This window comes from Paenibacillus sp. Y660, assembly GCF_057221575.1.
In genome coordinates this window covers 204,127-225,144 of the sequence record NZ_JBXBBJ010000006.1, presented here as the reverse complement: position 1 = coordinate 225,144, position 21,018 = coordinate 204,127, and the positions used below count along the sequence as shown (strand labels likewise).

Annotated in this window: 21 protein-coding genes; 11 read left to right on the top strand and 10 right to left on the bottom strand. The window is 47.9% G+C overall.

From position 1 onward, the window contains the following. On the top strand, positions 1-238 hold a 238-nt coding region (locus tag AC2TDN_RS10370; protein WP_484687904.1), incomplete at its 5' end, for a hypothetical protein. 295 nt (positions 239-533) lie between these two features. Further along, positions 534-1,589, top strand: coding sequence for a type 2 isopentenyl-diphosphate Delta-isomerase (fni, locus tag AC2TDN_RS10365; protein ID WP_482066398.1), 1,056 nt, complete (start codon positions 534-536; stop codon positions 1,587-1,589). Between the two features lie 78 nt (positions 1,590-1,667). On the opposite strand, the gene AC2TDN_RS10360 is transcribed toward fni, so the two are convergent. From AC2TDN_RS10360 to AC2TDN_RS10350, 3 genes are read right to left on the bottom strand one after another with little or no spacing between them, the layout of a single operon-like run. Next, positions 1,668-2,762 carry a Ger(x)C family spore germination protein gene (locus AC2TDN_RS10360; protein ID WP_484687903.1) on the bottom strand — a complete coding sequence of 365 codons (1,095 nt, stop codon included), beginning with the start codon at positions 2,760-2,762 and terminating at the stop codon, positions 1,668-1,670. Further along, positions 2,759-3,856, bottom strand: a complete 1,098-nt coding sequence (locus tag AC2TDN_RS10355; RefSeq protein WP_482066400.1) for a GerAB/ArcD/ProY family transporter — start codon at positions 3,854-3,856, stop codon at positions 2,759-2,761. The genes AC2TDN_RS10360 and AC2TDN_RS10355 overlap by 4 nt, the downstream gene beginning before the upstream one ends. Continuing rightward, positions 3,853-5,184 (bottom strand): spore germination protein, encoded by a 1,332-nt coding sequence (locus AC2TDN_RS10350; protein WP_484687902.1) that lies wholly within the window; start codon positions 5,182-5,184, stop codon positions 3,853-3,855. Before AC2TDN_RS10350 ends, AC2TDN_RS10355 begins: the two co-directional genes overlap by 4 nt. Before the next feature lie 184 nt (positions 5,185-5,368). Between AC2TDN_RS10350 and AC2TDN_RS10345 the strand changes: the two genes are divergently transcribed. The 3 genes from AC2TDN_RS10345 (at position 5,369) to glpX (ending at position 8,452) form a co-directional block, all read left to right on the top strand. Continuing rightward, positions 5,369-6,115 carry a class I SAM-dependent methyltransferase gene (locus AC2TDN_RS10345; protein WP_484687901.1) on the top strand — a complete coding sequence of 249 codons (747 nt, stop codon included), beginning with the start codon at positions 5,369-5,371 and terminating at the stop codon, positions 6,113-6,115. Continuing rightward, on the top strand, positions 6,112-7,170 hold the full coding sequence (locus tag AC2TDN_RS10340; protein ID WP_484687900.1) for an MBL fold metallo-hydrolase: 1,059 nt from the start codon (positions 6,112-6,114) through the stop codon (positions 7,168-7,170). Before AC2TDN_RS10345 ends, AC2TDN_RS10340 begins: the two co-directional genes overlap by 4 nt. Positions 7,171-7,480: 310 nt before the next feature. After that, entirely contained in the window at positions 7,481-8,452 is a 972-nt protein-coding gene (gene glpX, locus AC2TDN_RS10335) for a class II fructose-bisphosphatase (RefSeq protein WP_484687899.1), read from the top strand. A gap of 434 nt (positions 8,453-8,886) precedes the next feature. Here glpX and AC2TDN_RS10330 read toward each other — a convergent pair whose 3' ends face one another. Beyond that, a complete protein-coding gene (locus tag AC2TDN_RS10330; RefSeq protein ID WP_484687898.1) occupies positions 8,887-9,567 on the bottom strand; it encodes a TIGR00266 family protein in 681 nt (226 codons plus the stop codon). A gap of 367 nt (positions 9,568-9,934) precedes the next feature. After that, complete coding sequence (locus AC2TDN_RS10325) at positions 9,935-10,474, bottom strand: phosphatidylglycerophosphatase A family protein (RefSeq protein ID WP_482066406.1); 540 nt, start codon at positions 10,472-10,474, stop codon at positions 9,935-9,937. A 131-nt stretch (positions 10,475-10,605) separates the two neighbouring features. Here AC2TDN_RS10325 and AC2TDN_RS10320 point away from each other — a divergent pair, with 131 nt between their 5' ends. From AC2TDN_RS10320 to rdgB, 3 genes are all read left to right on the top strand, one after another. Then, positions 10,606-11,658: a GerMN domain-containing protein gene (locus tag AC2TDN_RS10320; RefSeq protein WP_484687897.1), complete on the top strand. Its 1,053-nt coding sequence runs from the start codon at positions 10,606-10,608 to the stop codon at positions 11,656-11,658. Between the two features lie 200 nt (positions 11,659-11,858). After that, positions 11,859-12,596, top strand: a complete 738-nt coding sequence (rph, locus tag AC2TDN_RS10315; RefSeq protein ID WP_482066408.1) for a ribonuclease PH — start codon at positions 11,859-11,861, stop codon at positions 12,594-12,596. 5 nt (positions 12,597-12,601) lie between these two features. After that, on the top strand, positions 12,602-13,270 hold the full coding sequence (rdgB, locus tag AC2TDN_RS10310; RefSeq protein WP_484687896.1) for an RdgB/HAM1 family non-canonical purine NTP pyrophosphatase: 669 nt from the start codon (positions 12,602-12,604) through the stop codon (positions 13,268-13,270). A 73-nt stretch (positions 13,271-13,343) separates the two neighbouring features. On the opposite strand, the gene asnB is transcribed toward rdgB, so the two are convergent. After that, the gene (gene asnB, locus AC2TDN_RS10305) at positions 13,344-15,188 is read right to left on the bottom strand and encodes an asparagine synthase (glutamine-hydrolyzing) (protein ID WP_482066410.1); all 1,845 of its coding nucleotides are present in this window, start codon (positions 15,186-15,188) and stop codon (positions 13,344-13,346) included. A 140-nt stretch (positions 15,189-15,328) separates the two neighbouring features. Here asnB and AC2TDN_RS10300 point away from each other — a divergent pair, with 140 nt between their 5' ends. Further along, positions 15,329-15,661 carry a hypothetical protein gene (locus AC2TDN_RS10300; RefSeq protein ID WP_484687895.1) on the top strand — a complete coding sequence of 111 codons (333 nt, stop codon included), beginning with the start codon at positions 15,329-15,331 and terminating at the stop codon, positions 15,659-15,661. A gap of 202 nt (positions 15,662-15,863) precedes the next feature. Next, the gene (locus AC2TDN_RS10295; protein ID WP_484687894.1) at positions 15,864-16,472 is read left to right on the top strand and encodes a P-loop nucleotide/nucleoside kinase family protein; all 609 of its coding nucleotides are present in this window, start codon (positions 15,864-15,866) and stop codon (positions 16,470-16,472) included. Between the two features lie 82 nt (positions 16,473-16,554). Here the strand turns inward: AC2TDN_RS10295 and AC2TDN_RS10290 are convergent, their stop codons facing one another. After that, positions 16,555-17,448: a LysR family transcriptional regulator gene (locus tag AC2TDN_RS10290; protein WP_482066413.1), complete on the bottom strand. Its 894-nt coding sequence runs from the start codon at positions 17,446-17,448 to the stop codon at positions 16,555-16,557. A 117-nt stretch (positions 17,449-17,565) separates the two neighbouring features. On the opposite strand from AC2TDN_RS10290, the gene AC2TDN_RS10285 reads away from it, so the two are divergent. Beyond that, a complete protein-coding gene (locus tag AC2TDN_RS10285) occupies positions 17,566-18,030 on the top strand; it encodes an HPP family protein (protein ID WP_482066414.1) in 465 nt (154 codons plus the stop codon). 93 nt (positions 18,031-18,123) lie between these two features. Here the strand turns inward: AC2TDN_RS10285 and AC2TDN_RS10280 are convergent, their stop codons facing one another. The 3 genes from AC2TDN_RS10280 to AC2TDN_RS10270 form a co-directional block, all read right to left on the bottom strand. After that, positions 18,124-18,696 (bottom strand): YdcF family protein, encoded by a 573-nt coding sequence (locus AC2TDN_RS10280; RefSeq protein WP_482066415.1) that lies wholly within the window; start codon positions 18,694-18,696, stop codon positions 18,124-18,126. A gap of 179 nt (positions 18,697-18,875) precedes the next feature. Then, positions 18,876-19,691: a GNAT family N-acetyltransferase gene (locus AC2TDN_RS10275; RefSeq protein ID WP_484687893.1), complete on the bottom strand. Its 816-nt coding sequence runs from the start codon at positions 19,689-19,691 to the stop codon at positions 18,876-18,878. Between the two features lie 156 nt (positions 19,692-19,847). Further along, on the bottom strand, positions 19,848-20,651 hold the full coding sequence (locus tag AC2TDN_RS10270; RefSeq protein ID WP_484687892.1) for a LysM peptidoglycan-binding domain-containing protein: 804 nt from the start codon (positions 20,649-20,651) through the stop codon (positions 19,848-19,850). Positions 20,652-21,018: the final 367 nt, after the last annotated feature.

The window sequence follows — 21,018 nt, the reverse complement described above, 5'->3', positions numbered from 1 at the left end:
CGATGAGCATCCAGAGATCAATCCGATGACGTACATAAAGCAAAGCATCCATGACGGTGCTCCGCTTCGTTTGAATATCCCGGATTGTGTCAAGAGCAATGAAAAGTCGAACTTTTCCCAAAGAGATCGCAAGATTGGCGCTCCTGCGCATTCGCCTTGTGAAAGCTTACGAAATCGTGGATTTTCAAGGGTTTGTTTCACTGAAATCACCTATTATCTTGAGAGATATACCCGTTAGAAAAGGTATTCTTCGCGATTATTGGTGTGATTTCCAAAAGTCAAGGGGTTTTCCGGTTTTTAGCTTACATTTCTATGACTATTAATCGGTTTCCATCGCTTGGAATGAACTGCATAAGTCATGCAAAGTCGTGGAGCAAGGAGCATGAATCAGAAAATTATGCTATGCTAGTAGGTAGTCGTTTTACACCATTGCACGGAGCTAAGGCACATAATAATTGATGAAGATAGAGAAGCGGAACGTGAGCTGCGCTGCCATAAAAGGCGCTAGCCGTTAGCGCTTGGGAGGAACAAGCATGACAGTAGATCAGCAAGCCGCAACCGCGAAGCGCAAAGGGGAGCATATACGCATTTGCTTGCAGGAGCAAGTAAACAGCGTTGGCATTGAAACGGGCTTGGAGCAATATCGCTTTAAGCATAATGCGCTGCCCGAAGTTTCCTTCAGCGAGGTGAGGCTGGATACGGAATGGTTTGGCAAAAAACTCGGTGCTCCGCTGCTCGTCAGCTCCATGACGGGGGGAACGGATGAAGCGGGCGCAATCAATCGACGTTTGGCTGTGGTGGCGGAGGCAAGAGGCTGGGCAATCGGTCTTGGCTCGATGCGCGCCGCAATTGAAAATGAGCAGCTTGCTGCTTCTTTCTCCATACGCAAGGATGCCCCTACCGTACCTGTTATCGCCAATATTGGCGCGGTTCAGCTTAATTATGGGTTCGGAATTGATTCCTGCCGCAAAGCGGTTGAAATTGCGGAAGCGGACGCGCTCGTCCTGCATCTTAATTGCATGCAGGAGGTGTTCCAGCCTGAGGGAGATACGGATTTTCGCAATCTGCTTCAATCGATTGAGCAGGTTTGCCAATCATTGCATGTGCCGGTTGGCGTAAAAGAGGTCGGTTGGGGGATCGATGCCGATACTGCAGAAGCGCTCGCTGGGGCAGGGGTTGCGTTCATTGATGCAGCTGGAGCTGGAGGCACCTCTTGGAGTCAGGTCGAGAAGTTTCGCTCGCAAGACGAGCTGAGAAGGCAGGCAGCCGAGGCGTTCACGGATTGGGGAATACCAACAGCCGAGAGTGTCATGGAGATTCGCATGCGGCTGCCGCATGCGAATATTATTGCTAGCGGCGGCCTACGGACCGGTGTTGACGCAGCGAAGGCGATAGCGCTTGGCGCTGATCTGGCCGGATTTGGGCGAGTGCTGCTTCCGCAAGCGGCAAACGGCACGAATCAGGTGTCGCAGGAGCAACTGCTTCAGCAATTCGAGCGTATTGAGTTTGAACTCCGGACGGCGATGTTCGGCATTGGGGCAGGCTCGATCAACGAGCTGCGCCAAACGAATCGACTGGTTCGCAAATAGAACAAGAGAGGGGTATCTTCAAGGTCCAATAGGACCTCGGAGATACCCCTTTGCCATGTGCATGCCTTCTTCACAGCTTTATTTGATAAGCCCTGTGCCTTCTATTTTAATATTCGCTCGAACGTTGAATTTAGCATTCGGATAAATCGATTTCCATTCCTCCCAAGCTCCCTTTCCGGGATGGGTAGCGCGATACCGAAGGCCAAACCCCATAGGATCAACGCCAGCCTTTTGAATTTTTCGCAAGAGGGCAACGCAGGTTTTGGCATATTCCTGATTCAGATGTTTTTCGATTGGCGCCCATTGTTCCTCATAGAGGTCCTTAGGCGCTTCCTCGAACACAACCTTCATTTTGACATCCATCGTAATCGTATCCTCGCCGTCGTGGTTGCCAATATGAAAATTGGAATGAATTTCAGTGAGGGCAACAACAAGATCCATTCCTTCAAACATGCCATGCATGGAAGACTTGGTGAAATTGCTGGAAAGCTGATTGTAAAGCTGTGACTCCTTGGGAGAGAGTATAAGCTTGATCCTTTTCTTATTAAGAAGAGCCGTACGATTGATAACAAAGCTTTCACTTTTATCTTTGGCGATAACAGGCATCAGTGGGTCAAGTCCTTCCTCAGTGGCACGCCTAGAAAAGTCTGATAAAGATTCTACATAAGTGTAGGAAGATTCTGTTCCGTCAGCTCCAAAGCTCAGAAATAACGTATTTCCTGGATAGCGCTCGGAGACCGGCTCCACATTAAGCAGGCTCTCAGCATCCGGCTTGCCAATGGCGATGTCGGCTACGCTTTGTATATCTCTCCTTCTCGTCATCCACTCCAGAAGGTTTTGATAGTCTTTACGTGCCAGCTTCTCGCCGATTAGAAATACTTTGCAATGCCCGAAATCGATCTCTTTGTCGACATAGGCTTTCAGCATCCGCACACCCTCGGCAATGCTTTCGGTATCAATCGTTTCGATTTGCGTTTTGGAAGCGCCTGGCTCGATTTTTGGAGAGGGCACAGCTAGCTGAAGCGTAAGGCGATAAGGTTTTTTTTCATTATCGGATAGGTCGATGCCGAGCGCAACGACAAAGAAGCGTTTGTCGATGTCTTTAAAGCCGCAGCCGCTAAAGAGCAAAGCAAAAATACCGATAATCAGAAAGGTTCGTGGCCATTTGTTCATGCTGTTTTTGACCTCCTGCTTAGCACGAATATCCATAGTACAGTCAGGATTTCAGCAATCATACGAATAATGAGCCAATACGTTGTAAGGAACAGGTTCATTTTTTCGTTCGTCAATACAAGATAGAGTATAGAAAGCACCGCAAAAATGCTGATAATTACATAGTTGGATGTTGGTGTTTTGGGACTGTCGATTTCCGGTTTGTTGTTTTTGAAGCAGACTTTAATAAATTCCATCGCTTGATGCCAGCCGGCCATTGTATAGACAAGCGTCAAATTCAAAAAAACAATTAAGAAAAGAAACAACACACGCTCAATAAACCCATACTGCATAAGCATAGAGTCGGCGGTAATGCTCCAGATATAAATATATTGGTTTACGCCTTCCGTACCGTGAAAACCGATCGGGACAAAAAAAGTAATAAGCAAAATCAGAGTACCGAAGAGCGGATAAACCCAGCGGAATTTAAAGCGGAAATTTGGCGGAAAGAGCCTATTAAATAAGGATAGATTAATATATCCGGTGAAAATATAAGTTGCTGCTGCAACTGACGTCAAGGTGGGCATTTCGGTTACATAATTGGCTACGACTCGAATCGCATCCCAGTTTAATTGCGGACTCCTTACTGCTTTGAACAAAATAAATATAATAATCGGAGCATTGACGATTAAGCCAATCTCCATGACAAACATGACGGAGAGCGTCGAGCGAGTGGCCGCGTAGCCGCATGCAAGGATCAGCATCACCAAAATGACAATCGTATTCGCGTCAGGGTTGAAAAAACGATTGATAAGGATGGCGTAAGCGACGACAACGATTGTTGACCCCATCCACCACATCATCGCAAAAAAAACCATTGAGATGACGACGAGCCAATGCGGGCAATGCAGCTTTAATATATCAGGCAAGCCCTTGCCGGGATACCTTGCCATAGCGCTCGTGTACATATAGACCAGTATCGTGCCAATAACAATGCCTACAAGAATGGAAGATACAGCGCCGTTATAACGGGCCTTAATTAAAATATGCGGAACGAACAGCATTAAGTTGATGAAGCTGACTAGTGTGAAGTTGTAAAAGACATACCGATTCACTTTAATCCCACCTGCCCGACATCGCCTTCTAACGGCCTTAATTTTCCGAATATACGCATATACGGTTTTCCGAAGCTTCTAAGATTGCAAAGATAAGTGAGATAGACAAACATGCCGACAGCGACTCCTGAAATGCCAAAAAAAATGGAGACGAGTATTAACGGATATTTTAAAAAACGGACTGCAAACGACAGTGAATTAACAGGAATAACGAAATTGGATATCGCAACGAACGACGTCACGATGATCATGATGCTGCTTACAAGTCCAGCTTGCTGTGCAGCTTGTCCGAGAATAAGCCCGCCAACAGTGGTGGCTGTAGAGCCAATGTAACGCGGCAAGCGGATACTGGCCTCAATAAGCGTCTCGATCATGAAGAGCATAATAAACACTTCAACAAACGAGGGGTAAGGAACGGCAGAGCGGCTGCCTGCAATCGAGAAGGCTAACTGAACGCGAAACAGCTCCGGGTTGTAGGATACGACCGAAATATAGAGAGCGGGAAGCGTGATCGTAAGTACAATGGAGGCGTACCTTAGAAATATAAGAAAACGAGTCATCCAATAAGCATCGTAGTCATCCTCCATCGCATGCATGAAATCGAAGAAGGTCGCGGGTAAAATGATCGCGAACATATTTCCTTTTAGAAGAATCACAATTTTGCCTTTGGATAACGCTTTTGTTATACGGTCAGGCCGTTCTGTGATTAGAAGAGTCGGAAACAAATGCTTCCGTTTGCCGACGAGAAGCTTCTCCAAATCCCCTGCAGCTTGAAGCATTTCAACATTAATCGTCGTTAATTTCGAACGGACATTTTCAAGCACAGTAGGATCGACACGGCGCTGATCATACAAGGCAAACACGGGCGTTTTGGACAAAGATCCGATCGTATACTCCTCCACGGACAGTTCCGGAGAAGGATACATGCTGCGCACGAGGTTAAGGGAAATATTTATATTTTCGCTGAGCGCAAGCTGCGGTCCTTGAATGGCGCTCTCTACCTGTGTTTGCGGGTTCTCAATGCTGATGATACGGACGACTTCCAACGAGTAAATGGCTTGATTTGCCTCGATCAAGACGTTTCCGCGTAGCAGAAGATCCTGCCATTTGGCGACATCCTCGATCTGCAGGTAATCGGGGTTCGTGTCCAACTGTTTTTGGAAAGAGTAGTTTTCTCTTGTAAAAGGGACGATGATAAAATCGTTAACTTTCTTTTCTTCACATAGAGGGGCGATATAAGCGATTTCGATGGTCATTTCGCTATTTTGTAACGTTTCGAGCTTGATATCGACTGCTTCGGCGAACAATAAGCGAATACGTTCAATCATGCCGATTCCCCCTTCGTTAAGCTGACAATGCATGGACTAAGCAATTGGATAAGCTTCCATAGTTTGTGCAAAAATCCAAAAACCATGCTTGGCGGGAACTGTTTTGCGGGCTGGGTGGAATTCAAGTACAATTAATCCATTATAAGCATGGGATTAGCGTGCTCATTACGAAGGAGAACAAGACATGAAACCATGGTATGAACAAAGCTTTGGCTCCGATTATATGCTCGTTTACAAACATCGAAACTACGAAAACGCGAATAAAGAGGTTCGAAAAATGATTGCATGGCTGAAGCTGCAGGAGGGTGCTGACGTACTGGACATTGGCTGTGGAACGGGCCGGCATGCACTAGCGCTAGCTGACTTTGGTTACACAGTAACAGGCGTGGATCTATCTCCTACTTTGCTGGAAGAGGCTGATCGTCACGATGAGAATAGCATGGTTAAGTGGGTGCAGGGAGATATGCGCGAACTGCCGTTCGAGGAAAGCTGCTTCGATGCAACGGTCAATTTATTTACTTCCTTCGGTTATTTCAGTGCTGAAGAGGACAATATCAACGTGCTGCGGCATATTCGGCGAGTGCTGCGTCAAGATGGCTCGTTTCTAATTGATTTTCTCAATCCTACTTACGTGGAGAAAACGTTAGTGCCCCAATCTGAACGGGTAGACGAGGAGTGCGGCTTGCATATTCAGGAGATTCGCTCCATTCGTGATGGGTGGGTGCAGAAAGAGATTACAATATCCGATCCGCAGTCGAAGGAGGAGCCGCGTCAGTATTTGGAGAGAGTAAGGCTGTACGATCTCAGTTGGTTCGATCAGCATCTTGCGGCTTGCGGCCTCGCGCTAGAACAGCTTTACGGGAATTACAATGGCTCGACCTACGATCAGGCAGCCTCACCGCGCATAATTATGGCAGGAAGGGCGAGATGACGATGGCAGAGCGAAATGGCGAGTTGACGATGACAGGGCGAAATGGCAGGACAAGCTTAACGGACCGATCCGTACTTACGGCAATGTGGCATGAGGGCTGGCTGCAGGTCAAGGTGCCGGTCCCCTTTTCGCTGAAATGGGTGAATAGCTATCTAATTCCTGAAGAACAAGGCTACACGCTTGTTGACCCTGGCCTGCGAACGAATGAAGCCATCGAGGTGTGGGCCGATGTCATGGAGCAATATGGCCTGCAGTGGCAAAATATTACGCGCATTGTGCTGACGCATCAGCATCCCGATCATTATGGGTTGGCTGGTTATGTGCAAGAAAGAAGCGGGGCGCCCGTATTCATGACGCGCGAGGCTCATAGCTACGCGAGAAGGCTATGGGGTGAGAACAGCGATTTTTCCGAGCATCTGCTATCACTGTATGCGGAGCACGGAATGCCGGCTGAACTAAGGGCGGCTATTGCGGAAAATCTTGATACATTCGTGAGCATGGTATCGCCGCAGCCGAAGGTAACTTATTTCGAGTCTGGAAGCCAGATGATGATCGGCGGCTTAAGCTGGCTTTTAATCGATGCGCCTGGACATGCGAGGGGGCAGGTCTGCTTCTATCAGAAGGAACGGCAGTGGATGCTGTGCGGCGATCAGGTGCTGCCGCATATTACCCCGAATGTAAGCGTTGTGCCGGGAGAGGAAGGCGATCCTTTAGCGGATTTTTTGAATAGCTTGCAAGAGCTGGGGACGTTTGAGGTCAAACTCGCTTTTCCCGGGCATCGTGATCCTTTTACCGATTTTAAAGGCAGAATTGCAGAACTGCAGCAGCATCACACACGCAGGCTAGACAAGATGGCGGCTATGCTGGAAGAAGAGCCCCTCACCGCCTATGGCATGTGCGAAGCTCTATTCGGCAGCAGGCTCAGCGGCAATGCCCATCAATTGCGATTCGCGATGTCGGAGACGCTAGCTCATTTGGTTTATTTGGAGCGAAAGGCTAGAATCGTTTCAACGGTCATCGATGGCGTTTATCGTTATTCCGCGCTCACGACGTAACGATCGCGGAAGATTGGGTCGAAGTCGAGATTTATGAATAGCCGATCCTTTTCCTATATGTGATAAGTATCGTTATAAAAGAGCATACTCTTACAGGACAACTCTGTGAGATGTGCTCTTTTCTTGTCCTATAGGGCAAATTGGGTAAACATAATAGGTCATGTCATCATATTAATGATTATTTAATGAAGATATCGAAATATATATTGCGACATAAATAAATATATGTTACATATTAAATAACGGAAACGACTTGAACATGTATGCTATTGAACTATTCCGTCATATGAGACCAAAGGGAGATTGGATTATGGAGAGAGAATTGGCATTAGAGCTGGTAAGGGTAACGGAATTGGCGGCGCTAGCTTCTGCTCCATGGATGGGAAGAGGCGATAAGAATAGTGCGGATGGAGCAGCAACGTCGGCGATGCGATATATGTTTGATTCAGTGTCCATTCGGGGAACGGTTGTCATTGGCGAAGGCGAAATGGATGAAGCGCCAATGCTCTACATTGGAGAAGAGGTAGGCAGCTTGAACGGTCCAGAGGTTGACGTTGCGGTTGATCCGCTTGAGGGAACGGAAATTGTTGCGAAAGGATTAAACAATGCAATGTCGGTACTCGCGGTCGCAGGGAAAGGACAACTGCTGCATGCTCCGGATATGTACATGGAGAAGCTGGCATTTGGTCCTGCATTAGTTGGCAAGCTGTCGATTACGGACCCAATGGACGTGACGCTTCGCAAGGCGGCAGATGCCTTAAATAAGAAGGTGTCGGATTTGACCGTTATGATTTTGGATCGCGCGCGACATGAGTCAATCGTAAAGGTGCTGCGCAAGGTGGGCGTTCGCATTAAGTTTTTGTCGGACGGGGACGTTGCGGGCGCGATGGCGCCAGCCTTTCCCGAGGCGGGCATCGATCTATACGTAGGCTCGGGCGGAGCACCTGAGGGTGTGATTGCTGCGGCTGCGTTAAAATGTCTAGGCGGAGAACTGCAGGGGCGATTGATGCCGGCAGACGGCAACGAATACAATCGCTGCGTCCAAATGGGAATAGACGATCCGTACCGCGTGCTGACGATGGAGGATATGATCGGAACAGGCGATGTTTATTTTGCGGCAACGGGCGTAACGCCAGGCGAGTTTTTGGGCGGGGTGCAGTATTTTCCGGATCAAAGGGCCGAGACGCATTCCATCGTCATGCGGGCAAAGACCAAAACGATACGCTTCGTCCGCGCGCTGCATTATTTGCCGAACAAGACGTTTCTGAATACTACTAAATAAAAAGGGAGCTGCTCCTTGAGGCTGAAAATCAATAAGGAGCAGCGCCCTTTCGTTCATATGCTCAACATTCTAATTGCTAGCTCTTGAAATCTTTTGCGATTGTGAGACTAGCTTAGGGAGTAACAGGAATTTCTCCTGTTAAATTCTCTATAATGGAGCTAATTTACTGTTTAACAGGAAAATCTTCCGTTAATTTGAGCACATTCACCATAATTGGTTGAAATGTGGAGAATTAACGGGAGATTTTCCATCTAAATGGGGATAAACACTGTATGCAGTAAAATTAGCTGGAGGTTTTCCAGCAAAACCTGGAAAACCAGCAAAACCAGCAAAACCAGCAAAACCAGCAAAACCAGCTGAAGAGCGTTGGCGCAAACTGTTATGTTATAAAAAATCAGAGTGTATCTCCACTGCGTTTCAAGAACATACAGCAGCTAGTTGCCGCCTGGTATGAACTTTTTCAGCCAGGTTCCGAAGCTTGCCGGATTGCGGGACTGGATCAGGACAACGCCTTCACCACGGAAGCGGCATACAAGTCCTTCGCCGCTCGTAATGCTTGACAGCCAGCCCTTCGATGCCTTTTCAATCTTATAATTCATGTAGCCAGGCCAAGCGACCAAGTGGCCGTTATCGACAATGACCTCTTCGCCTGCGCTCAGGTTTAGTGCATGGATCGCGCCATATGAGGAGAGAAACACGGTGCCTCTGCCGCTGATTTCTACGATAAAGAAGCCCTCGCCAGACAAGAGCCCCTTGCCTAGATTTTGCATTTTTGTGTTGACCTCTATTCCGCTGGTGCCAGCCAAGAAGCCGTCCTTCTGAACATATAGCTTATAAGAGCCATCGAGCTCGATCGCTTCTATATCGCCTAGTGAAGGCGGAGCCAAATGAACTTCACCTTGCCCACGATTCGCCGTCATCTCTTGGAAAAAAAACGTTTCCCCACTAAGCATCCTACCAAGCCCGCGCATGAATCCGCCGTCAGTGGTACCTTTTAGGTCGATAGTTGGCGACATGGAGACCATTGCGCCCATTTCGGCTTTAACGCTCTCGCCTGGATTCAGCTTCACTCTCAGCATGGCAAAGGAGCCTTTATAAAAAATATCGTAATTCATAAGTTATCCTCCTAAAGGTTTTGCGTAAGCAAAATCCTGCATCGTAAGAGTAGACCTAAAGGTTTTGCGTAAGCAAAATCCTGCATCGTAAGAGTAGACCTAAAGGTTTTGCGTTAGCATAAACCAAGTTCGTAATTGGCACTAAAGTGCTGCATCAGCAAAACTCTACATCGTAAAGGTACACGTAAAAGTTTTGCATGAGCAAAATCTGCTTCCAAGTCTATTTCTAAAGTTATCATCGACTATAAATATCCTAGTTCATAAGTGGATCTAGGGTTTACGTAAGCAAAACCCTAGATCCAGGTATTCCTGAAGGTTTTGCGCTGGCAAAACCCTTCCTACACTAATGCTATGTTTTGCATTTGCCCTAATCGAGCGGAGGCTGGGTAACGCCCTCTCGCTCCGCTTGTCTGCGGTGAGCCATTCGGCTGGCTGCAGAGGCAGCAATAGCGCCGACGATATCGTCGAGGAACGTATGTATCTCGCCGCTGGTCTTGTCATTCAGCCTAACCAGAATGCCAGGCTTTAGCTTATCGACGTAACCGAAATTCGTAAAGCCGATGCTTCCATAAACATTGACAATCGAAAGCGCCAAAATTTCATCACAGCCATAAAGGCTCTCGTCATGCTTGATCATATCCTGCAGCGGTGCCATCAGCTTGCCTTCCTCGGCGAGGATATCGAGCTGAATGCCGGTCAATACAGCATTTTGCACCTCGCGCTTTGACAGGACGGCATCTACGTGCACAATGCAATCCTCAGGCGTCAAACCGGGGAAATAGTCCTTTTGCAGAAAATGCACAAGCTCGGCGATTGCGAGCTTTGTTACTCCGCGCTTAATGAGCCATTCGTCTGTAGCATCAGCCACTTTGCGGCTATTGAGGCTATAAATTTCGGGATTGGACATGTTTTTGTTCCCCCTTAGGATTTTATGGACAAAACTGGTCTAAATCAGGGAAGGGCTCGTATACATAGTACTACAAATAAGGAGTTGTACAAAGCCGCCAGGCAAAACTTGATTAGGGAGGAAAGGTCAATATGATTCAAAAAAGATGGATTAGGGGTGCTGTACTTTCTGGAGTTTTGGTTCTGCCCATACTAACTGCAGGCTGCGGCCTGTTCCCGCAAGAGACAAGCAAGTCAATCGATCCGCCGCAGATCGAGGTGAAGGATGGGGTAGAGGGCGCAGAAACTGGACAGGCAGTAGGTGTTGGCGAAGAATCGCAAATGACTGTTTATCTCGAAGACCGCAATGGCTATCTGGCGCCAATCTCTCTCCAAACAACGATTGGAGCCAATGAGGCAGCGGGACAGAAAGCACTTGAAATGATGGTGGAGAACGGCGCCTACGCGAACCAACTGCCAGAGGATTTCCGAGCGGTTATTCCGCAAGGCACGCAAATTAAGTCCTACAAAATCGATAAAGAACAAAAGCTTGCTATCGTCGACTTTTCCGAGCCTTTCACAGGCTACAACCCGCAAGACGAGCGGACAATCGTAGAGGCCATCACATGGACGCTGACAGCTATGCCTGGAATCGAAGGGGTTGAAATCTGGTATGAAGGCGCGAAGCTGCCGGAAATGCCAGGCGACGGCTACCCGCTTGACGATACGCTGACGCGGGCAGTTGGCATCAATATCGAGGCTGCTGAAGGCGTGAACTACGCGCAATCCACACCGGTTACGCTGTACTTCTCGGCTCAAACCTTAAACGAAGAACAATATTACGTACCGGTAACCCGCTTGGTTGCTCGCTCTGCGTCTCCTACGCAAGCAGCGCTTGAGCAGCTTATCTCAGGTCCGCTTGACAAAAAAGAGCTGACCAGCGTTATTTTGCCCGATGTTCAAGTGAAGAACGTTGTTCTTGAGGGCGATGTCGCCACTGTAGATTTGCAGGATGAGGCGTATCAGGAAGGGCAGAAGCTTCCGACTGAAATGCTTCAAGCGCTTGTCCTGTCCGTCACCGAAAATTCGAAAGCTACAACCGTCCAAATCAAAGTGAACGGCGAATCCAACGTCGTGGACATGGCTGACAAATCCTACAGCGAGCCAGTAGGCAGACCGCATCATGTCAATGCCATTAAATCTTAATCAATCATCGGCTTGTACGAAGAGGCTGCGCCAAAGGAAATTCCTTTGAGCAGCCTCTTTTTTCTTTTTCAAGCCTAGCGGATGCAATTCGTTGCCCACTTTGTTAAAATAAGAAGGATTGTAGGAAGGATCAATTGGCTGCAACGAACATAAGTTTTTTTAAGCGAAACATACAACGCATCACTCAGGAGGAAATTAGCATGAGAAACGACGGTCGGCAACCGAACCAGCTTCGGCCGGTAACCATAACGACAGGTGTCAATAAATACGCTGAGGGCTCGGTCCTTATCGAGGTAGGAGATACGAAGGTCATTTGTACGGCAAGCCTCGAGGATCGTGTTCCTCCTTTCATGAAAGGGCAGGGCAAGGGCTGGATCACAGCCGAATACGCGATGCTTCCGCGAGCTACCCATTCGCGCAATATTCGCGAAGCGGCAAAGGGCAAATTAACCGGACGGACGATGGAAATTCAACGGTTGATTGGCCGTGCCTTGCGCTCGGTCGTTGATTTACAGGCGCTCGGCGAGCGGACGATTACGCTTGATTGCGACGTTATTCAAGCTGATGGCGGTACGCGTACGACGTCGATTACCGGGGCGTTCATCGCGCTTGCGATTGCGATCAATAAGCTGTCCGAGAGAGTGCAGTTCGCCAAATACCCGATCACTGATTTTCTGGCATCGGTAAGCGTAGGCGTCATTCAGGAGCGGGCTTTGCTCGACCTGAACTATGAAGAGGATTCCAAGGCAAAGGTTGATATGAACGTTGTTATGACGGGCAGCGGCAAATTTGTTGAGGTGCAGGGCACGGGCGAGGAAGCGCCTTTTTCAAGGGAAGAGCTTAATCAGTTGCTGGCATTAGGGGAAGAGGGCATCGCGGAGCTGATCAGCAAGCAGCGTGATGTGCTTGGACCTTTGGCGGCTCGAATCGGAGGCTAACGGGCATGACGAAGCATTCGATTTTATCCCATGAGGTTATTGTCGTTGCGACCAAAAATGCAGGCAAAGTGAAGGAGTTCGCGCACGCGCTCCAGAAGCTAGGCAAGGAGACGGCAAGCCTGCTGGACTATCCGCAAATTCCAGATATCGTTGAAGACGGCGAGACGTTCGCTGCGAATGCGAGGATCAAAGCGAAGACGACGGGCGATGCGCTGGGCGTTCCCGTGCTGGCTGATGATTCTGGACTACGCGTCTTCGCGCTTGGCGGAGATCCGGGCGTCTATTCGGCTCGCTACGCGGGTGAAGATGCGACGGACAGCGACAACAATGCGAAGCTGATTCAGGAGCTGGCACGCTTGCAGCAAAATAACGAGCTAACGGATTTAGGCAAGCTGCCCGATGGCTCGCAGCTGCTGAGCAAGGCGCAATTTGTTTGCGCATTAGCGCTGTACGATCCGGCAACAGGCGAGTTTGTGGAAGCAGAAGGCACCGTAGACGGCGTGATTACGGATATTCCGCATGGCTCCGGCGGCTTTGGGTATGATCCGTTATTTTGGCTTCCAAGCTTAAACCGCGGAATGGCTGAGCAGACGAAGGAAGAGAAGCAGCAGATCAGTCATCGCGGCGAAGCGCTCAGGCAGCTGCTTCCGCTGATTGCGCAAGGTAACCTTTAAGCAAAATAAAGCAACCCCATCTATAGCGAGCCGATTTCGGCGCTAGCAGATGGGGTTGTTTTTTTACCTTATATCAGCCAATTACGATTTTGTACTGCTTCAGCCATAAATTCACTTGATACAAATAAGCGAACAGCTGCGGACCGGACATAAGCTGGCCGAACCAAGGAATGTTCGATTTTGCTGAATCCGACTCTGCAAGCTCCCTGACTTTTTTCACATTGATCAGAGGAAGAAGCGGTGAGGTTGGATCGTTCAGCACATCCAGCAGCAGCCCTTTGACGGCAGCTAAATAATTCGGGTTATGCGTTTTGGGATAGGGGCTTTTTTTGCGAGTCAGCACATCATCGGGAAGAACGCCGCGCAGCGCTTTGCGTAAAATGCCTTTTTCCCGGTCGCCGGATGTTTTGATCTCCCATGGAATGTTCCACACATACTCCACAAGGCGATGATCGCAGAAGGGGACTCGAACCTCCAGCCCGGCTGCCATGCTCATCCGATCCTTGCGGTCAAGCAGCGTAGGCATGAAGCGCGTAATGTTCAAATAAGACATTTGCCGCATTTTGCGGAGCTGCTCGGACTCGCCATCAAGATGGGGTACTTCGGCTATGGCCTGCGCATAACGGTCGCCAATGTAATCAAGCGGCTTGATCCAAGCGGCTACGTCGGGGGCAAGCAGATCGGCGCGCATGGCGGAAGCAAGCGACCATGGGAACGTATTTGCATTCAGCGCCTCCTCGCGATGGAACCAAGGATAGCCGCCAAAAATTTCATCGGCCGCCTCGCCTGATATCGCTACGGTAGCGTCCTTCTTGATTTCATGGCAGAACAGCAGCAAGGACGCATCGACATCAGCCATGCCGGGCAGATCGCGGGCGAAGGTAGCGGCTCTCAAAGCGCCAACGAGCTCCGGCGTATCGAACTGTATCGGATGATGGATCGTGCCAAGATGCGTCGTCATTCTCTCAATCCACGGTGCATCGCTGTTGGGCTGGAAGGCATGCGCCTTAAAATGCTTGTCGTTGTCGGTATAATCGACGGAGTACGTATGGACATTGCCCTGCCCGTTGTCATTGTAATAATTGACGGCAAGCGTCGTCAGCGCACTGGAATCGAGTCCGCCGGAGAGCAGGGTGCATACCGGAACGTCAGATACGAGCTGGCGCTCAACCGTATCCTTGAGCAGCTCTCCCACATGCTCTGCGGTTGCTGTGACATCATGCTCATGGGGACTGCTTTCAAGCTGCCAGTACGTAACCGTCTTAATGCCAGCGTGATTGACCGTCATGCAGCGGCCAGGCCTGAGCTCGCTAATTTGCTTATATACGCCTTGACCAGGCGTGCGTGCCGGTCCAAGGATGAAAATTTCCGCAAGTCCCTCTGCGCCGACCTCCGGCTTCACCGCCGGGTGGGCCAAAATACATTTTTGCTCCGATCCAAAAATAAATAAACCGTCCTGCGTGCTGTAGAAGAGCGGCTTAACGCCAAGCCGGTCACGAGCGAGGAACAGCTCCTGTTCTGCTGCATTCCATATCGCAAATGCGAATATTCCATTAAACCTCTCCACACAAGCCTTGCCCCACTCCATATAAGCGACCAGCAGCACTTCCGTGTCGCAGCTTGTCGTAAACGTTCTGCCTCTGCTTTCCAATTCCTTGCGGAGCTCAAGCGCATTATACAATTCGCCGTTATAGACGACGACATATTTGTCATCACCGGTATGGCGGATCATCGGCTGTGCGCCGTTCTCCGGGTCAATAACGGATAAACGCCGATGGCCTAAAGCGCAATGCGCTGATATCCACGTGCCGGAAGCGTCGGGACCGCGCGGTGCAAGGGTGTCGGTCATCTTCTCTAAGCTTTCACTTTGCTTAGTCAGATCACGGTTCCAATCGATCCAGCCGGTAATTCCACACATCGATCTCATTCCTCTCTTTTGCTGGTCTCAAAGTAGCGATAATATCAGTTATATGCGGAAAAAGGGATAAAATGTCTGTCCGGCGGGGGATGCTAGAGGTGGCTGTAAAAGTTAATGAGGCAGGAAGGAGCATGCGATTAATGGCTGACAATGAAGCAAGGAGCGAGGAGCGCAAGCCATATTACGTTTCGGTTCAAGCGGGTCAAATATTAGAGGACCCGGAGGCTGCAGCATATGAGCTTGAGATTATAGTGAACGAGGAAGAGCATACGCGGCTAAGAGAGCTGATGGACGAGCTGTCCAGCATGGATGAAGCGGAGATGTTTCATTTCACCCGTCATCCTTTCGGTACGGCGAGCAACAGTGAAATTAACGAAGGTTATGACGCATTGATTCAACGCATTTATAAGCAGTTGTACGAGTATGGTTCGGATGCGACGAAAAGGCATATCGAGTCGATGCAGCTGCTATAAGTTTGATCACCGAAAGATAAGGGTGCCTAGAGCGAGGCTGCTGCTGGGCATCCTTTTTTTGCTGTCCTCCAAAGGCAATAGGCCTTGGGGGGGAGTCCCCTCTTTAGTATAGTCTTAATATGGTCTTAATATAGGAGAATATTCTATTAAATTGTCGGAATAAATGATATACTTCTACAAAAAATAGTGGAGGGTTTTCGTTTTGCAAAAGTTGGTTTTTTTCGTCGGCGTAGCAGGAACAGGCAAAACAACAGTAGCTAGAAAGCTAGCGGATCGCATTCCAGCAGCTTTTCTAGATCGCGATACAATAGGCGGTAGATTTGTAGAGGCGATTTTGGAGCAGAATGGCCTTGATAAGAGAGATCGGGATTCCGATTATTATAAAAAACATTTGCGCAATTTGGAATACGATACGGCGAAGGATGTCTGCATTGAGAACCTTGCAGCAGGGCAAAACGTATTTATGATTTCTCCTTTTACGGCCGAGCTGAAAAACAAGCAATGGATCGAGGATGTGCTCGCGGCAGCCGGGCTCACGAAGCTGGACGTGGACGTGAAAGTCGTTGTCGTCACGCTGCTCGACATGGAGCTGCAAAAGAACCGCATCGTAGGCCGTCAAACCGAGCGCGACCTGTGGAAGCTCAACAATTGGAGCGACTTTGAGAAGCGGATTGAATTTGTGCCTCAGATTAACTGGGACATTCCAAGCTCATCGGTTCTCTTATTTGATAACAGCGATGAGCTTACGGATGAGAAAGCAGAGCAATTATTCCATTTTGTAAATGAGAAGCAGGCGACCTTATCGGTTTAATGCTTTCCTAATAAAAATAGCAGAGCGGCTTCATGCGGTTAATTACCGGTGAAGCCGCCTTTTTTGTGCATACCAATCGCGATCAATTAGCTTCAAAATAAGCTTTTAAGTGCTGGATGAGAGCCCTTGCAGCCGCTTTGGGCTCGCGTGATTTGTGAGTAATGAAGCCATGCGTAAGCGTTAATTCCCGCTCATAGGGCAGTGAAAGAAGCGTGCCTGCGTCGACCTCCTTGGCGATATTGGATTCGGGCACGAAGGCAATTCCCATGCCGCAGCCGACGGTTTGCTTGATCAGCTCGACGCTCGGAAAGAACAATTGGTCGGAAAGCTCCACATCGACGCCTCGCAGCACATCGCGGCCGTATGAGTGGTAGATGCACTGCTCTCCAAAGCTGATAAAAGCGGAGTCGTACAGCGACCGCCAGCCTTGCTGCTCGAACCGCTCGCGAACGGAAGGGGCGCAGACCAGTGCCAGCTTCTCTTCAAGGAGGGGCGTAAATAGCAGGTCATCTCGTTCCGGTGCCATTGGGACGATTCCGAGGTCGGCGCGATGGCTCGCTACCTGATCGGTTACATCATGCATAAGACCTGGCGTCAAATGCAGCTTGATCTTCGTAAATTGCTTGAGGAAGCCAGTTAGAAAAAGCGGCATATGCGACACCGCAAACGACTCAAGGGCGCCTAACCGCACGATGCCGGTGGGACTGTCCGATTCCACGAGCGCATCCTGCAGCGACTGCCCCAGCTGGATGAATTGGTAGGCAAAGGGCGCGAGCTGCAACCCGGTCTCCGTCGGCTCGACGCCGCGCGGCAATCGGTGAAACAGCTTTTTCCCGCTAGTCAGCTCCAAATGCCGAATATGCGAGGTTACCGTCGATTGCACATAGCCAAGACGATCCGCTGCCCGGCTGAAGCTTTTTTCCTCCAGCACAGCGGTAAACGTAATGAAAAAACGTCCTTCCCATGATTCAAGCATATCGCCAGCCTCCTTAGATATCGAAAAATGAAATACATATCACCGAAAACATTCAATATTCAAATAGATAGCGCTATGATAGCATAATATTTAACAAAACGAAACGAGGTGTAGGAAATGCTGAGGAAAATAAGCTGGAAGCCTTTGGCTGCTGCTATAGGAGGAACGGCTGCGATAGCATTATTGCTGCTAATGGGCGATGCGGCTTCTGTAACGCTGCTGATGGCACCATTTGGCGCAAGCTGCGTTATTGCTTTCGTATTGCCGGAGAGTCCACTTGCGAAGCCCAAGAGCATTGTAGGAGGACATCTCATTAGCACGGGAGTAGGTCTAGCCATGCTTCAATTATTTGGGACGTCCACTTGGTCTCTCGCGCTCTCCGTAGGTCTTTCCATCCTTCTGATGCAATATACGAGAACGGTTCATCCACCCGCTGGCGCTGATCCGCTTGTCGTTATGCTGAGCGGTGCAAGCTGGTCGTTTTTGGTCACGCCGGTCTTGCTGGGAGCGGTCATCATCGCAATAGCCGCCTATGTTTACCGCAGGATGCTGGCATCCAAGCCTGCCGCGGCAAGGCAATGAAAAGAAGGCTGCTCCAATCGGTTTATACCGGGAGCAGCCTTGTATGGTTTAAACCTAATTCTTTGCAGCAAAAAACCCTTTTTATTTATATTATTATTTGAAGAGGTATTTATAATATGCTGGGAATTCTCGTATTATTGAGTAAATATCTCTAAACTCAAAGATTTTGGCATGTGCTGAATACACTTCTTTAATATCCATTTTTCTAAACACTAATTTTGTCCTAGATACATGAAAATATTGAGTAATAACCATAACGGAGTCTAATTCTAATTCATTTATAATCTTGCTGGTATTTTGGGCGGTCATATATGAGTTGTACCCATTATTATCCTCTATAATTTTATCTTCCGGTATCCCTTTATCTATTAAGTAAGATTTCATAACCTTTGCCTCATCGAAACCTTCCTTACCAATACCACCACTTACAATGATAAAAGTAAAATAGCTCCCATCATAAAGTTCTACGGACTTATCTAGTCTTGCTTTTAACCGCTCAGAAGGCTGTCCATTAGCTTCTACTTTATTTCCTAATACTACAGCTACGTCAACAGGTTTTAATTCATCTTTCAACCCATCTATTATTACGAAAGTAGTGTGAATGATAAACCAGATGAAAAGACTTGCTGCTAATATTAAAAATCGTTTAATGAAAACAAAGTTCAATCTGTCACCTGCATTCTCTCATTTTTTATTCATAATCCTTCCTAAATATTATCACACTTGGGCACATGAACATTCCACGCAGACATACCATTACTCTCCTTAAAATTGGAATCAATCGCTAAATTCATCCGATATCCTTTAATTCCTATGACGTTGAGTGGTTGAGATATCCTACCCGTTCAATAAGAATTACACGTAATATGTGTACTAAATAAAGTAAAATTGACAATGGAAAGTTCCATTGTAGTTTGATATCCTAAGCCTTCATATACGCGAACAGCAGGCAAGTTATTTGCCAATACGCCTAGATAGACATCTGGTGAAAGTTTTTTACCGAGGTGTGTCAATTCACTTGTCAGGAGCTTAGCTAATCCTCTTCCTCTGTAATCTAACCTGGTAACGATGTTCCCAAGCTCTACAAGCTGAGAGTCATAAAAATGGTAGCCGCCCACAGCTATGAAATCTTCCCCTTCCTTAATTCCAAGAAAAGGACAATTCTCTAACTCACTCCTAGTAAAAAACCTCATTTCACCACTATGTAAAAAATCAATCACCTCGGAATATTCGTTTTCACTAATTTTTTTTGCAATGTGAGATTCAAGGAGCTTCGATTCATTCTGATGCTTCATAGTTAAAAAACGCTGAGGAATCCCTTTGATGAGACCGAAGGATTGAAAAAGTTTAAGGTCCCGTTGACAGAGTATCGTGCCACAAACAGCATTTTCGTCAAGTTTGATAGTTTCTCTTGTAAAAGCAATTAGTTCTGGAAAAAAGATGTCCAGCTCTTCAACTCGGAAGAAAGAAAAGGCAGGAAAGGAAAGTTCGCCAAGATAAGCTAATACGGCTGTAAGTTGGCTATTAATAAATTGACAAAAATATAGAGCCTTCTCCTTGCGTTGAGTTAAATAACTATAAAAAAGCAAATTCTGGTCTGCATTAATGTGGGGCAATAACTCAAAAATTGTATCGTGAGTAAGCAATCGATGGGAAAACAATTTAGACACCTCTCAATCTATATATTTCTATTTTAATGAATAAGGTGAATAGACTTAAAGGGTATTTATACGATATTTTACATTTTCTTATTGAACTGCCCGTTAGCTCAACGCGACTGCCCATTCATGCCGGCAGCCGCGTAGTTTTTTGATATATTAAAAAGTGACGGGAACCTCCACCAAATCTTGAATGCTGCCGTCGCGAGCGCTCCGTGTGTACACCATTATTGTACCGTTTTGTGTAGTGGGAGACTGATCAAACTGGAGCTGTACGTTGAATACTCCAAAGGCTAGAGCGCCTTGTGCAGCCGTTGCAGCCCGTTCTTCCGTAATGATACGCCCCATCGCGTCGCGAATTTGGTAATTTATCGTCGCTTCGAACGCTCTAGCGCTACCCGTCAAATGCTGTCCGGGAGCAATCCTCGTTCCGGGCAAAGGCTCTAACACTACAATATTCGTCGAGGACGGAAGCGGGACGACCAAACGGAAACCGGGATAAATGACATCAGGTGATAAACCCTGGCGGTTTCGGTTGGCTCGAATCAATTCGCTCATCGGTGTTCCGAAACGGCGGGAGATCCTGTACAGAGTGTCTCCCTGCTCTACTTCGTATACGAAGGCAGCAATATAAAGCAGCTGTGCGACTCGGAGAATGTCCGGATGCTCTATTTGGTTGAGTCCGGCCAACATATCAACGCTTACAGAGAAACGTTCGGCGATCCTAAATAGTGTATCTCCCTGCTGAACCTGATATAAAACAGAGCTTTGCTCCGCCATACCTGGCAATCTCGCTAACAGTACTTGACCGGGAAAGATTCGGTCGGGGTCTGTAACAGGTGGATATAACGCATTAATCTGCACTAGCGACTGTACGTTGGTGCCTAATTGTTCAGCAATCGTATACAAGGTGTCACCCGGACGAACAGTATACAGCAGGTGGGTCCCTGATGAAATTGGCATGGGAACGCAGCTCCTCTTCAAGTAGGTTATTACCCATCATATGCCGTATTCGTCCGCTAACGTGATTTTTGTTGAACTTATTGCAGCACCGAAAGCAAAATCAACAATATGTACAGCCCATCCGGGGTTCAAACCATTGCACAACAAGAAGAGTTAGAACTGATATTAACTGTTTGGAATTGGGATCATCCAGTACAAGATAGAGTAACGAAGATGGACTGGGGAATAAAGCCGCTTGTGTGTAAAATAAGTGTGAAAAAAATCAAAAACCTATCGTATTCACACGAACCTCATCACAAAAGAAAAAACCGAAATCACCCTGAAATATCAAGGTAGCATCGGTTAATGTATATTATTTAATTGATAT

Coding starts and splice junctions, on each gene's coding strand:
- AC2TDN_RS10290 (WP_482066413.1), bottom strand. CDS start 17,448: ATGCTTGAATCATGGGAAGGACGTTTTTTCATTACGTTTACCGCTGTG.
- AC2TDN_RS10300 (WP_484687895.1), top strand. CDS start 15,329: ATGGCTGACAATGAAGCAAGGAGCGAGGAGCGCAAGCCATATTACGTT.
- AC2TDN_RS10285 (WP_482066414.1), top strand. CDS start 17,566: ATGCTGAGGAAAATAAGCTGGAAGCCTTTGGCTGCTGCTATAGGAGGA.
- AC2TDN_RS10330 (WP_484687898.1), bottom strand. CDS start 9,567: ATGAATTACGATATTTTTTATAAAGGCTCCTTTGCCATGCTGAGAGTG.
- rph (WP_482066408.1), top strand. CDS start 11,859: ATGAGAAACGACGGTCGGCAACCGAACCAGCTTCGGCCGGTAACCATA.
- AC2TDN_RS10360 (WP_484687903.1), bottom strand. CDS start 2,762: ATGAACAAATGGCCACGAACCTTTCTGATTATCGGTATTTTTGCTTTG.
- asnB (WP_482066410.1), bottom strand. CDS start 15,188: ATGTGTGGAATTACCGGCTGGATCGATTGGAACCGTGATCTGACTAAG.
- AC2TDN_RS10320 (WP_484687897.1), top strand. CDS start 10,606: ATGATTCAAAAAAGATGGATTAGGGGTGCTGTACTTTCTGGAGTTTTG.
- AC2TDN_RS10340 (WP_484687900.1), top strand. CDS start 6,112: ATGACGATGGCAGAGCGAAATGGCGAGTTGACGATGACAGGGCGAAAT.
- glpX (WP_484687899.1), top strand. CDS start 7,481: ATGGAGAGAGAATTGGCATTAGAGCTGGTAAGGGTAACGGAATTGGCG.
- fni (WP_482066398.1), top strand. CDS start 534: ATGACAGTAGATCAGCAAGCCGCAACCGCGAAGCGCAAAGGGGAGCAT.
- AC2TDN_RS10270 (WP_484687892.1), bottom strand. CDS start 20,651: ATGCCAATTTCATCAGGGACCCACCTGCTGTATACTGTTCGTCCGGGT.
- AC2TDN_RS10325 (WP_482066406.1), bottom strand. CDS start 10,474: ATGTCCAATCCCGAAATTTATAGCCTCAATAGCCGCAAAGTGGCTGAT.
- rdgB (WP_484687896.1), top strand. CDS start 12,602: ATGACGAAGCATTCGATTTTATCCCATGAGGTTATTGTCGTTGCGACC.
- AC2TDN_RS10350 (WP_484687902.1), bottom strand. CDS start 5,184: ATGATTGAACGTATTCGCTTATTGTTCGCCGAAGCAGTCGATATCAAG.
- AC2TDN_RS10345 (WP_484687901.1), top strand. CDS start 5,369: ATGAAACCATGGTATGAACAAAGCTTTGGCTCCGATTATATGCTCGTT.